This window comes from Streptomyces sp. NPDC059695, assembly GCF_042733785.1.
GTDB lineage: Bacteria > Actinomycetota > Actinomycetes > Streptomycetales > Streptomycetaceae > Streptomyces.
On record NZ_JBHWFF010000043.1, the window covers coordinates 15,601 to 27,705 of the forward strand.

The window sequence follows — 12,105 nt, forward strand, 5'->3', positions numbered from 1 at the left end:
TGTGGGTGGTTGGGGCGCGTGCCGGCAGCGTCCGGCCCCCACGCGCCCCGGGGCGAGGGCAACCGCCCAGGCTGGGGGCCCCCCCCCGCTCCGTCGTACCACCGCGAAGGGAAAGCGCCGATGACCGACGCCGCCGAGACCACCACCGAGAGCGCGGACGCCGCCCTGGCCGCCGAGAAGGAGCGCCAGAAGGAGGAGCTGTACGCGCTCGACATCTCGGGCGTGGAATGGGAGGGCGCTCCGGGGACGAGCCCGGACGAGGAGCGCGTGGAGATCGCCCGGCTGCCCGCGGGCGCGGTGGCGATGCGCTCGTCCCTCGACAAGGGGACGGTGCTGCGCTACACGAAGGCCGAGTGGGACGCGTTCGTCCTGGGCGCCAGGGACGGCGAGTTCGACCTGCGGTGAGGTCCGGACGCACGTGAGGGGTGGCCCGTGGGAACGGGCCACCCCTCATGCGTGCGGGCGGGGACTCACATCATGCGGAAGCGCGCCGCGTTGCCCTTGTCGGTGTCCTGGTAGCCGACGACCGACTCGTCGAGGAGCTTGGCGATGCGCGCCAGGTCCTGGTTCATGCCGGACATGTCGCGGGTCAGGCGGTCCTGGCTCTCGCGGTACGCGATCTTCGCCTCGCCCTCCCAGTTGGAGGCGACGCGGTTGACCTCGGCCATGAGGTCTTCCAGCTTCTGCGTGAGCGTGGTGGACGTGAGGCGGGTGTCGGCGGCCGCCTGCGTCACGGTGTCGTAATTGACCGCAGTGGTCATGGTGATGACTCCTGGAGTGAGAGTGGCGCGGAGGACTGGTCGGGTCGGACGGCTCAGACGCCCAGGATGGCGCTCTGGCCACCACCGGAGCTGCTGTCCATCTGACGGAAGGACCGCAGACGGTCCTCCTCCTGCTGCGAGAACCCGTCGGCGCTCATGCGCATGATCTCCTCGAGCTTCGAGAGCTCGGCGCGCATGCTGCGCAGGCGCTGGTTCAGGTCGTTCTGGACCCGGTCGTACTCCTTGCTCGCAGCGCCCTGCCAGCCCGCCTGAACGCGGTCCACCACACTGTTGAGAGAGGTGATGCGGGCCTGGAGCTCGTCGGAGAAGTCCTGGATCCGGCCGGCGAGCTTGACTTGTTCGGCACTGGTTACGTTCAGGTCTTTCGACATCTTGCCCCTTCTTCCTTCGGCGGCTGCGACGGCCCGGCCGTCGCGCCTTCCGGTCTTGATGCGGACGGGAATCTTCTGATGCCGCCCCCGTGCTGGGTTCGCACTGCCGTGCCCCCAGCGGTCACTGTAGCCATTGACGGCGGCAGTTCCAACTGCAAAGGAAGGTCCCGATACTTGACCGATACGCGCGTCACCGGGCCTCCCTCCTGCGGCGGCTGTCGCGGATCACGGTGGCGGTCCCGGCGACCACGGCGACCAGGACACCTCCGATCCCCAACGTGTAGGTGGCGAGCCGTTCGGAGCGCTCCTGGGGCGTCTCCGACAGCGCCAGACGGGCCGGTTCGGGCGCCGGCGGCTTGGGCGGGCCCGGGTCGGGCACGGGCGAGGAGGCGGGGGTGCCGGGCTGGTCGGCGAGGGCCCGCACCGGGTCGACCACGCCCCAACCGACGTACCTGTCACGCCCCTTGATCGAGCGGACGGCGGTCTGCTCGATCCGGGTGACGATCTGGGCCACGCTCCAGTCCGGGTACTTGGCCTTCAGCAGGGCGGCGATGCCGGCGACGTACGGGGCGGAGAAGCTGGTGCCGTTGTCGACGCACTGGCCGCCACCGGGGACGGTGGACACGATGTCGACGCCGGGCGCCGCGACGCCGACGAAGTCCCCGGACTGGGAGAACGCGGCGCGCTCGTTGTTCCGGTCGGAGGAGGCGACGGCGAGGACTCCGGGGAAGGCGGCGGGGTAGGTCTTCTTGAAGCTTCCGTCCATGCCGTCGTTGCCCGCGGAGGCGACCACGACGACGCCCCTGGCGATCGCCTTCGCCACGGACCTGGCCATCGGCGAGTCCGGGCCCAGCGGCTGGGTGGTGTCCTGGGAGATGTTGATGACGTCGGCGCCCTTGTCCACGGCGTGGTCGATCGCCTGCGCCATGGTGTCGGACTTGCCGCTGTTCTTCTCGTCGTTCTGCCGGATCGGGATGATCGTGGCCTCGGGGGCGATGCCGACGAAGCCGGTGCCGTTGCGGGCACGGGCCGCGATGATGCCGGCGACCTTGGTGCCGTGTCCGACCTCGTCGACGGTGCCGTCGGTCTTGCCGCGCTTGTCGTCGCCGTAGGAGGGGTTGTTCTTGTCGGGCTTGAGGTAGTCCTTGCCCGACTTCGCGTCGACGGCCGGGGGGCGCAGCTGCGGGTTGACGTCGTCGACGCCGGTGTCGATGACGGCGACCCGGACGCCCTTGCCCTTGGTGTCCTGCCACAGCTCGTCCAGGAGGACCCGCTGGAGCGGCCAGGGGACGCCCTCGATCTGCTTCTTCATGGGGAAGGTGCACTCGCCGCTGCCGTCGAGGGCCGGGCCGTCCTGTCCCCGCGGGGTGGGGGCGGCGGCCGCGGCGGGAGCGGCGAGCAGGGCGGCGAGGGTGCCCGCGGCGAGCGCGGCGGCCGCGCGGTACGTCGTCGTCACCGGTGCCACCTCCTCAGGAACCCTGCGGCTGGCGCGCGCTGTTGGTGTCGAGTCGCGGGCCCTTCGAGAGGAACTCCGACCATTCCATCGGGACGAGGACCGGGGTCACCTTCTCGTACCCGAGACGCTTCTGGGCCTCGCTGGGTTCCGGGCGGCCGTCGGTCTGCTTCTGCTCGCCGGCGCCGATCTTGGAGCGCTTGGAGTCGCTGTCGCCGTTGGCCTGGACGGCGTACCGCAGGCCGGTGTCGGTGACGAGGAAGAGGGAGCCGTTGGCCTCCTTCTGCCTGCCCTGGATCTGCGTGTAGAGGAGGCCGGTGCCGGGGGTGACGTACGTGCTAGTGCCGCCGGCCGTGATGTCGGCGGGGTAGTCGGTGCCGGCCCAGGTGGTGAGCGTGGTGCCGCCCTTCTCGTCGACGGCGTTGAGGACGTTGCACACCGTGTCCCGCGCGTCGGCGCCGGCGGAGGCGTTGATCGGCTTGCTGGACTGCAGCGTCGGCCAGTGGACGCCGCCGTGGAAGACGGTGGGGTCCGGGACGAAGGAGGACGCGTCGACGGTTCCGCGCTCGCCGTCCATGTCGAGGACGCCGGTCTGCGGGGAGTTGATGAGCAGCCAGGCCGTGAAGGGCGTGACGGGCTGGACCTTGCCGGCGAGCACGACGTAGTCCTGGGGTCCGGCACCGGTCTGGGCGCGCAGGACCATGCCGATCCGGTTCTCGGTACCGGTGAGGGTGTTTCCGGGGATGCCGGCGGGATCGCCGACCCGGCCGTCGATGTGCGGGAAGTCGATCGGGTCGCCGGTCTTCAGGGTGGCGAGCCAGTCGTCGGTGACGGCCTGCGGCTTCGTGTTGAGGCCCACGAGGGCGGTCAGGAGCACCGGCTGGTCGGCCCTCACCGGGTACTTGGTGCCGGTGTGGTCGACGAGGAACTGGGCGTTCCCCTTCTGGCCCTTGACGTACAGGACCTGCCCGTCCTTCAGCTGGTTGGCGCCCGTGGTCCGCTTGGCGTCGCGGTCGGCGAAGAGGAAGGTCGCCTTCTGGACGCTGGCGCCCTTCCCGCCGCCGGGCTGCTCGCAGACGGCCCAGCGCTTGGCCTTGCCGGCGTCCTCCGCGACGGGCAGCCGGTCGGGGGCGTACGGGATGCCGAGGATGGGCCCGCGCGGCGGCGTGCCCTCGTCGAGCTTCTTGTCGTCGACCTGGATGACCTGGAACTGGTCGGGGTTGAGCAGCAGGCGGGCGGAGGCGAGGTTGAGGACGGGGTGGAGCAGGGCCTTCTTGTCCTTGCCCGTGCCGGTCTCCAGGACGACGTACCGGGTCGTCGACTGCTTGCCGACGATGACCCGGGTGCCGGGGGTGTCCCAGCCCTTGGGGGCGGTCGGCTTGAACATGCCCCAGGCGCCGAATCCGGCGACGACGAGTGCGGCGACGATCAGGCCGGGGACGACGGCGCGCAGCGGCTTCGGGGCCCCCTCCTCCGTACCGGAGGGCGAGGGTTGGAGGAATGCCGCCACCGTGCGCTTCTTCGCAAAGGTGTATGCGTTGAGCTCGTCCCGCCGCGATGCCATGAGTCCCCATTCTCGTCAGGCGCGATCTTCGCCGGGAGCCCCGGGGTGGTGACACCCGGGCCCCGGCCTTCGGACCGGCCCCCTACTATGCCTGCTGTCCCGTGGGGTTCGTGGGGCGGGTAGGGTGATCCGGCCGCCAAAGCCCTGGCGGGCCAGGGTCATCGGGACGAATTGAGGGGGATTCTCCATCATGGCTTCCGCGAGGCGGAGGCGGCCCGGCGCGGCCGCTGCCTCCACACCCCCTTCCGCGGGGCCTGCCCCCGCGGTCTCACCGAGACTCCAGGCACGACCCGGACACTTCGGTTCGTTCCGATTGCAACAGCTCGTACTGATCGAGGTGGCCGCGGCGCTGCTGCTGCTCGCCTGGGTCGTCGAGCCGATGCTCCTCGTGCCCGCCGGCGTCGTCGCCGTCGTGCTGGTGCTGCTGGCCGTGGTCCGCCGGCACCGGCGCTCGCTGCCCGAGTGGCTCGGCACCTTCCTCGCGCTGCGCGCCCGTTCGCGCCGGGCCTCCTCGTTCACGGTGCCGGAGGGCACCGAGCCGGGGCTGGCGCCGCTCGTGGAGTGCGACCCCGCGCTGCGGACGTACGCGTACAGCGACCGTGACCGGCGTCCGGTCGGCATGGTCGGTGACGGCACCTTCCTGACCGCCGTCCTGCGCGTCGAGTCGGACGGCACGGCCCTGCGTCCGGACCGCGCGGCACGGCCGCTGCCCGTCGGGCTCGTCCGGGACGTGCTGAGCGTGGACGGCATCCGGCTGGAGTCGGCACAGGTCGTGCAGCACACGCAGCCGGCGCCCGCGCCGCACCTGCCCGCGCAGTCGATGGCCGCCCGCAACTACGGTCCGCTCCAGGCACAGACGGGGTCGCCCGCGGTCCGGATCACCTGGATCGCGCTCAAGCTCGACCCCGAGCTCTGCCCGGAGGCGGTCGCCGCCCGCGGCGGCGGCATGACCGGCGCGCAGAAGTGCGTGGTGCGGGCGGCGGACCAGCTGGCGAGCCGCCTCGCGGGCGCCGGCTTCCGGGCGAGCGTGCTGACGGAGCAGGAGCTGACCGCCGCGCTGGCCACGTCGAGCTGCGCGAGCCCGATGGCGATCGCGCAGGCGGGCCGGGGGCAGGCGCAGGGGCGCCGGACCCAGGAGACCGCGCGGACCTGGCGGGTGGACGACCGGCGGCACACGACGTACTGGGTGGGGCGCTGGCCCCAGTTGGGCGGCCGGAGCGGCGGCGCGGGCGCGTCGATGCCGCAGCTGGTGGCCCTGCTGACCTCGCTGCCCGCGCTCGCGACGACGTTCAGCCTGACGCTGAGCGGCGGGGACCGGCAGGAGGTGACGGTGACCGGACACGTGCGGATCACCGGGCGCAGCGACGAGGAACTGGTGGCCGCGCGGCACGAGCTGGAGCGGGCGGCGCGCGGAGTGAGGACGGGTCTGGTGCGTCTCGACCGGGAACAGGTGCCGGGCATCCTGGCGACGCTTCCGCTGGGGGGTGCGCGCTGATGTCCACCGCCTCCTTCGGTACGTCACCGGCCTCGGGCGCGTCCTCCGCTCCGCGTACGGGGCGGGCCGCGCGGCCCCGGTTCGGCTTCGGGCTCGTCGGCCCTCGCCGCGACCGGCACTCCGTCCCCCTGGAGCAGCTGGAGGCGCTGGCCCTGCCGGTCGGGGACGACGGCATGGTGATCGGCGTGGACGCTGAGAACCGCCCGGCCGTGCTCGGCATCAACCGGCCCGTCCCGTACGACGTGACCCTCATCGGCGGTCTGTGGACCGCGCAGGTGCTGGCCCTGCGGGCGGCGGCGACGGGCGCCCGGGTGGCGGTCGAGACCGGCCGCGCGCCGGCGTGGACGGCGCTCGCGCAGGCCGCGGGCGGCGGCCAGCCGTGCATCACGCTGCACGACGTGGGCCGGGTGCCGCCGCAGGGCGCGTCCGCCGGCAGTCCGGTGGTCGTGGTGCGCGACTGCGGCATGCGGCCGCCGCGCGGCCGCGTGGTGTCGGCGCCCTGGCAGTCGGTGGTGACGCTGCTGCCGTACCTGAGCCCGGTCGCGCCCCGGCTCCTGGAGAAGTCCTCGCTCGTCGGGGTCCAGCGGGTGTCCCCGGACGAGGCGGCCCAGATCGGCCGCATCATGAGCCTTCCGCAGCACGAGTACGAGGCGCTGTCCACGCTCGCCGACGGGGTGACCCTCTGGTGCACGCCGGGCGACCGCCAGTTCGTGATGACGCAGGCGACGGACGCCGAGACCGGATTGTTGGGCGCCGCGCGCCGGATGGACTGAACGGCGCCCCCCCCCGACACGGGATCGCTCAAGTACGTCCGTTTTTGCATCGTTTTGAACGGTGGGGGTTCTCACTCTGCGGCGCGGCCGGGTCACTTGGGGCCCGGAACGGGTCGTGGAGGCGGGCGCGGAGGGCTCGTCGGGCCTGCCCGGGGGCGGCTCGCGGCGATTAGGGTGGAAGGGCCCCGCCCACAACGGCACAAGGGTGCTCGACCACACCAGGAGGCAAAGTGAACGGCGATCGCGACGAGATCCACGGGGGTTGGAATCCACCCGCCGACGATCAGTCCGACGCGGATCCCGCCGAGATGACGGGTGAGTTCACCATCGACTACACCCCGCCCGCCTGGTACACGCAGAACGCGTCGGGCGGTGCGGGGACGGGCGGTGTCACTCCCCCGCCGCCGAGCGGAGCGCCGCTCCCCGTGCCCGGCGTCCCGGCGGGCAGCGGCTTCGAGCCCGGCTGGAACGTCGCGCCGCCCGCCCCGCCGGTGGTCCCGGCGGCTCCCGCTCCGGCGGCCCCGCCGGTCGCGCCCGTCACCCCCGTCGCCCCCGCCCCGGTCCAGCCGACCGCTCCGGTCCAGCCGACCGCCGCGGTGCCTCCGGCGGCGGTTCCGCCGGTGGCCGCTCCCCCCGCGGGTGTCGCCGCTCCCGCTCCCGGTGTTCCTCCGGTCGGCGCGCCGGTCCCCGGTACGCCCGTGTCCGGTGGGGCGGTGCCCGGTGGTGCGCCCGCGCCGGACGCCTCGGTGGCAGGCGGCTCGCTGCCGCCCGTCCCGGCGCCCGCGCCGGAGACGCCCGCTCCCGCGGCCTCGTTCGGGGGCGGGGACGTCGAGAGCGGCGCCACCGTGCGCTTCTCCCCCGCCGCCCTCCAGCGCGAGATCGAGGAGCGCACGGCGGAGAACGCCGAGCACGCGGAGAACACGGCGAACGCCGAGATCACGGCGACCGCGGAAGGCACGGCGGACGCGGAGAGCACGCAGAGCCCGGACGTCGCCGAGGACTCCGCTCCGGACTCCCCCGCCGCGGAGGCGACCGAGACCGGGACCGCCGCCGACGGCACGGACGATGCCCCGGCCGCCGAGACGTCCGGCACGTCGGACGCCGAGGACGCCACGGACGCCACGGGCTCCGCCGGGACGGCCGAGGCCGCCGGTGACGCCGAGGCCCCGCAGGACGAGCCGGCCGCGCCCTCCGCCCCCCTGCCCGAGACGGCCTCGGCTCCGGTCTCCGGCGCGGAGCCCGGGTCGGGCGCCGCCGCCACTCCCCTCCCCGCCGCCCAGCCCGTCGCCGACGTCCCGCAGGGCTTCGGTCCCGGCGCGGCCCCCGGCCCCTACGACACCGCCGGTCAGCTGCCCGGTGGCGCCCCGGGACCGTTCCCCGGCACCCCGTACCCGGCCCCCCAGGCCGCCGCGCCCGGTCCGTACCCCGCGCCGTACCCGGCCCCGGGCGCCCCGCCCGGCGGCGGGCTGCCGCCGCTGCCCCCGTCCTTCCAGCCGGCCGCGCCCGAACCCGCGCAGCAGTGGCCCGCGCAGCCCGCCCCGGGCGCCCAGCCGCTGCCGCCCACCGCCGCCTGGCCGCCGCCGGAGGTTCCCGGGCCGGGCGCGCCCGGCCCCGTACCGCCCCAGGCCCAGCCCCAGGCGCCCGGCGCCTACGGCTACCCGCCGGCGCCGCAGGCCCCGCAGGAACACCCGACCCCGAAGCCCCCGGCCCCGCAGGGCGGTTACGGCTTCCCGCAGCCGGAGACGCCCCCGCAGCAGGCCGGCTACGGCTACCCGCAGCGCCCCGGCGCCGTCCCGCCGCAGACTCAGGGACCGGGCGGATACGGCTACCCGCACCCCGGAGCCGTACCCCCGCAGGCCGCCCCGGCCCCGCAGCCGCCGTACGACGGTCAGCCGCCGGTGGATCCGCGGACCGGTGCCGCCTGGCCCTCGCCCGTGACGCACGACCAGCGGGAGCGCTCCGTGCCGGGAGCACCGCTCGGGTACAACGCGGCCGTCGAGCTCTCCTCCGACCGGCTCCTGCGCAACAACAGGCAGAAGCCCAAGTCCAGCCGGAACCCCGGCGCCGCCAACCGCTTCAAGCTCGGCGGCAAGCGGGAGGAGGCGGAGCGGCAGCGGAAGCTGGACCTGATCCGCACGCCGGTCCTCTCCTGCTACCGGATCGCGGTCATCTCGCTCAAGGGCGGTGTCGGCAAGACCACGACGACCACCGCGCTCGGCGCGACCCTCGCCACCGAGCGGCAGGACAAAATCCTGGCGATCGACGCGAACCCGGACGCCGGAACGCTGGGCCGCCGGGTGCGGCGCGAGACCGGGGCGACCATCCGCGACCTGGTGCAGGCGATCCCGTACCTGAACTCGTACATGGACATCCGCCGGTTCACCTCGCAGGCCCCGTCGGGTCTGGAGATCCTCGCCAACGACGTGGACCCGGCCGTCTCGACGACGTTCAACGACGAGGACTACCGGCGCGCGATCGACGTCCTCGGCAAGCAGTACCCGATCATCCTGACCGACTCGGGCACCGGCCTGCTCTACAGCGCCATGCGCGGGGTCCTCGACCTCGCGGACCAGCTGATCATCATCTCCACGCCCTCCGTGGACGGCGCCTCCAGCGCCTCGACGACCCTGGACTGGCTCTCCGCGCACGGCTACGCGGACCTGGTGCAGCGCTCCATCACGGTCATCTCCGGGGTCCGCGAGACCGGCAAGATGATCAAGGTCGAGGACATCGTGCAGCACTTCCAGACCCGCTGCCGCGGTGTCGTGGTCGTGCCCTTCGACGAGCACCTGGCGGCCGGCGCCGAGGTGGACCTCGACATGATGCGGCCGAAGACCCGGGAGGCGTACTTCCACCTCTCGGCGATGGTCGCCGAGGACTTCGTACGGGCGCAGCAGGTGCAGGGGCTGTGGACCGGGGACGGCCAGGGCGCGATGCCGCCGCACATGGCCCCGCCGATGCCGGGCCAGCAGGGCCCGGGGCAGCCGATGCCCGGACAGCAGATCCCGGGGCAGTTCCCGCCCGGGCAGCCGATGCCCGGCCAGCCGATGCCGGGTCAGTTCGCACCGGGCCAGTTCGCACCGGGCCAGCCGGGGCCGGGCATGCCCGGACAGCCGGTCCCGGGGCAGCCGGTGCCCGGACAGTTCGCGCCCGGGCAGCCGGTGCCCGGGCAGCCGTACGCTCCCCAGGCGCCGCAGGCCGGGCAGCCGTACCCGCCGCAGCCGGGCCAGGCCTATCCGCCGCAGGCCTACCCGCAGCCGGGTCAGCCGATGCCGGGTCAGATGCCGGGCCAGGCGGGTCCGATGCCGGGCCAGTTCGCCCCCGGTCAGCCCGTCCCGGGTCAGCCGTACGGCCCCCCGGCGGGTCAGCCGTACCCGCCGCAGCCGGGTCAGCCGGGTCAGCCCGGGGTGCCGCCGGCCTGGCAGCAGCCGCAGGAAGGCGGTGAGCCGCAGCCGGGCCTGCCGCTGCCCCCGCAGGCGGACCCGCAGGGCCCTCCGCAGGCGCCGCCAGCCCCTCAGCAGTAGGGCGTCACAGGAATAGACCAATGAGGCTCCGTATCGGCTCACCGATACGGAGCCTCTTGGCGTTCCCGCAGACCACAAGGGGTTTGAGCGATCGTTGACGACGGCAGACCACCGCTGATACACCTTCGCTTCACCCATCGTCAGCCCAAGATCCACGACAGAAACTCCGACGCGAGGTCACGTCCCATGGTCATGGTCACGAAGGCTCCACCCCGCCCCGCCCCCGCCCGCAGAGCGCTCCGCCTGCTGCTCGCCACCGGTCTCGCCGCAGGCTCCCTCGTCGTCGTCCCCGGCACCGTCCAGGCGGAGGACGGGAAGTCCGGGGGCACCACCCTCACGGTCGCCGTCTCGCAGAGCATCGACTCGCTGAGCCCGTTCCTCGCCCAGAAGCTCACCTCGACCAGCATCCACCGGCTGGCGTACGAGTACCTCACCAACTACGACCCGAAGGACGCCCACACCGTCCCGGGTCTGGCGACCGCGTGGACCTCGTCGGCCGACAAGCTGACGTGGACGTACACGATCCGCAAGGACTCGACCTGGTCCGACGGGCAGCAGGCCACGGCCGAGGACGCGGCCTGGACCTTCAACAAGATGATGACCGACCCGAACGCCGCCACCGCCAACGGCAGCTTCACGGCCAACTTCGCCGAGGTCACCGCGCCCGACCCGCAGACGCTGGTCATCCGGCTGAAGAAGCCCCAGGCGACGATGACGGCCCTCGACGTGCCGATCGTGCCGAAGCACGTCTGGGAGAAGGTCACCGACTTCTCGAAGTTCAACAACGACAAGACCTTCCCGATCGTCGGGAACGGGCCCTTCGTCATCACGGACTTCAAGGTCGACCAGTACATCAAGCTCAAGCCGAACAAGAAGTTCTGGCGGGGCGCCCCGAAGTTCGACGAGCTGGTCTTCAAGTACTACAAGGACGGGGACGCCGCCGTCGCCGCCCTGCAGAAGGGCGAGGTGTCCTTCGTACCGAACCTGACTCCCGCCCAGGCCGCCGCGCTGAAGACGCAGAAGAACATCGAGGTCAACGACGCCCCCGGCCGCCGCTTCTACGCCCTCGCCACCAACCCGGGCGCGAAGGCCCAGGACGGGAAGACGTTCGGCAACGGCAGCAAGGCGCTGCTCGACCCGGAGGTCCGCAAGGCGCTCTTCCTCGCCGTCGACCGCACCACCCTCGTCGACAAGGTCTTCCAGGGCCACGCCGTCGAGGGCCAGGGGTACATCCCGCCCCGCTTCGGCTCGTACTTCTGGAAGCCGGAGGGCGCGCAGGAGCGGGCGTACGACCCGGCCCGGGCCGAGCAGGTCCTCGACGCCGCCGGATACCGGAAGAACGCCGCCGGCAAGCGGCTCGGTAAGGACGGCAGGCCGCTGGAGCTCCGCATCCTCTGTCACGCCACCGACCCCAACGACAAGGCGGTCGGCAAGTACCTCCAGGAGTGGTGGGGCAAGCTCGGCATCGGCCTGAAGGTCGAGTGCCTCGACAGCGTCTCCGACCCCTGGGTCAAGGGCGACTACGACCTCGCCTTCGACGGCTGGTCGGTCAACCCCGACCCGGACTACGTCCTCTCGATCCACACCTGCGGCACCCTCCCGGCCACGCCGAAGGACTCCGGCGCCACCGACAACTTCATCTGCGACAAGGAGTTCGACGGGCTCTACGCGCAGCAGGCGGTGGAGTACGACGCCGCCAAGCGGGCGGATCTGGTGAAGCGGATGCAGTCCCGGCTGTACGACACGGGGTACATGAACGTCATGGCCTATCCGAACGCCCTGGAGGCGTACCGCACGGACCAGATCAGGTCCATCACGACCATGCCCGAGGCCGCGGGGAACCTGTGGGGCCAGGACGGCTACTGGAGCTGGTGGTCGGCCGTGCCCGCGGCCCGGGCCGAGGACTCCGACGGCGGCTCGTCCACCGGGGTGGTCATCGGCATCGTCGCGGCCGTGGTGGTCGTGGTCGGCGTCGGCGTCTTCCTCGGGATGCGCCGCCGCTCCACCGCCGACGACCGCGAGTAGTACGTGACGACGGCAAGCACCCCCGCCGAGGGGGGGGGGGGGGGGGGGGCGGGCCCCCCCCCCCCCCGGCCCCCCCCCCCCCCCCCCCCCCCCCCGCGCCACACCCCCCCCCGGGGGC

9 protein-coding genes are annotated in these 12,105 nt (G+C 73.2%); 5 read left to right on the forward strand and 4 right to left on the reverse strand.

Annotation, left to right across the window (positions count from 1 at the left end; translation table 11 throughout):
* The first annotated feature begins 120 nt into the window (after positions 1-120).
* The gene (locus ACFV2S_RS33725; protein WP_385568276.1) at positions 121-405 is read left to right on the forward strand and encodes a DUF397 domain-containing protein; all 285 of its coding nucleotides are present in this window, start codon (positions 121-123) and stop codon (positions 403-405) included.
* Between the two features lie 65 nt (positions 406-470).
* Here ACFV2S_RS33725 and ACFV2S_RS33730 read toward each other — a convergent pair whose 3' ends face one another.
* From ACFV2S_RS33730 to eccB, 4 genes are all read right to left on the reverse strand, one after another.
* On the reverse strand, positions 471-761 hold the full coding sequence (locus ACFV2S_RS33730; protein WP_383795831.1) for a WXG100 family type VII secretion target: 291 nt from the start codon (positions 759-761) through the stop codon (positions 471-473).
* Between the two features lie 53 nt (positions 762-814).
* Complete coding sequence (locus ACFV2S_RS33735; RefSeq protein ID WP_383795834.1) at positions 815-1,153, reverse strand: WXG100 family type VII secretion target; 339 nt, start codon at positions 1,151-1,153, stop codon at positions 815-817.
* Between the two features lie 190 nt (positions 1,154-1,343).
* Positions 1,344-2,609 carry a type VII secretion-associated serine protease mycosin gene (gene mycP / locus ACFV2S_RS33740; protein ID WP_385568283.1) on the reverse strand — a complete coding sequence of 422 codons (1,266 nt, stop codon included), beginning with the start codon at positions 2,607-2,609 and terminating at the stop codon, positions 1,344-1,346.
* 13 nt (positions 2,610-2,622) lie between these two features.
* A complete protein-coding gene (gene eccB, locus ACFV2S_RS33745; protein ID WP_385568287.1) occupies positions 2,623-4,170 on the reverse strand; it encodes a type VII secretion protein EccB in 1,548 nt (515 codons plus the stop codon).
* 190 nt (positions 4,171-4,360) lie between these two features.
* Between eccB and eccE the strand changes: the two genes are divergently transcribed.
* From eccE to ACFV2S_RS33765, 4 genes are all read left to right on the forward strand, one after another.
* The gene (gene eccE / locus ACFV2S_RS33750) at positions 4,361-5,665 is read left to right on the forward strand and encodes a type VII secretion protein EccE (protein ID WP_385568291.1); all 1,305 of its coding nucleotides are present in this window, start codon (positions 4,361-4,363) and stop codon (positions 5,663-5,665) included.
* A complete protein-coding gene (locus ACFV2S_RS33755) occupies positions 5,665-6,438 on the forward strand; it encodes a hypothetical protein (RefSeq protein ID WP_385568295.1) in 774 nt (257 codons plus the stop codon). Before eccE ends, ACFV2S_RS33755 begins: the two co-directional genes overlap by 1 nt.
* A 230-nt stretch (positions 6,439-6,668) precedes the next feature.
* Positions 6,669-9,962: an SCO5717 family growth-regulating ATPase gene (locus ACFV2S_RS33760; RefSeq protein ID WP_385568299.1), complete on the forward strand. Its 3,294-nt coding sequence runs from the start codon at positions 6,669-6,671 to the stop codon at positions 9,960-9,962.
* Between the two features lie 192 nt (positions 9,963-10,154).
* Positions 10,155-11,987 carry an ABC transporter substrate-binding protein gene (locus tag ACFV2S_RS33765; RefSeq protein ID WP_385568362.1) on the forward strand — a complete coding sequence of 611 codons (1,833 nt, stop codon included), beginning with the start codon at positions 10,155-10,157 and terminating at the stop codon, positions 11,985-11,987.
* Positions 11,988-12,105 lie beyond the last annotated feature (118 nt).

What these genes read in the sequence shown, in the direction of transcription:
- ACFV2S_RS33725 (WP_385568276.1), top strand. Translation starts at nt 121, where the DNA reads ATGACCGACGCCGCCGAGACCACCACCGAGAGCGCGGACGCCGCCCTG.
- ACFV2S_RS33730 (WP_383795831.1), bottom strand. Translation starts at nt 761, where the DNA reads ATGACCACTGCGGTCAATTACGACACCGTGACGCAGGCGGCCGCCGAC.
- ACFV2S_RS33735 (WP_383795834.1), bottom strand. Translation starts at nt 1,153, where the DNA reads ATGTCGAAAGACCTGAACGTAACCAGTGCCGAACAAGTCAAGCTCGCC.
- eccB (WP_385568287.1), bottom strand. Translation starts at nt 4,170, where the DNA reads ATGGCATCGCGGCGGGACGAGCTCAACGCATACACCTTTGCGAAGAAG.
- eccE (WP_385568291.1), top strand. Translation starts at nt 4,361, where the DNA reads ATGGCTTCCGCGAGGCGGAGGCGGCCCGGCGCGGCCGCTGCCTCCACA.
- ACFV2S_RS33755 (WP_385568295.1), top strand. Translation starts at nt 5,665, where the DNA reads ATGTCCACCGCCTCCTTCGGTACGTCACCGGCCTCGGGCGCGTCCTCC.
- ACFV2S_RS33765 (WP_385568362.1), top strand. Translation starts at nt 10,155, where the DNA reads ATGGTCACGAAGGCTCCACCCCGCCCCGCCCCCGCCCGCAGAGCGCTC.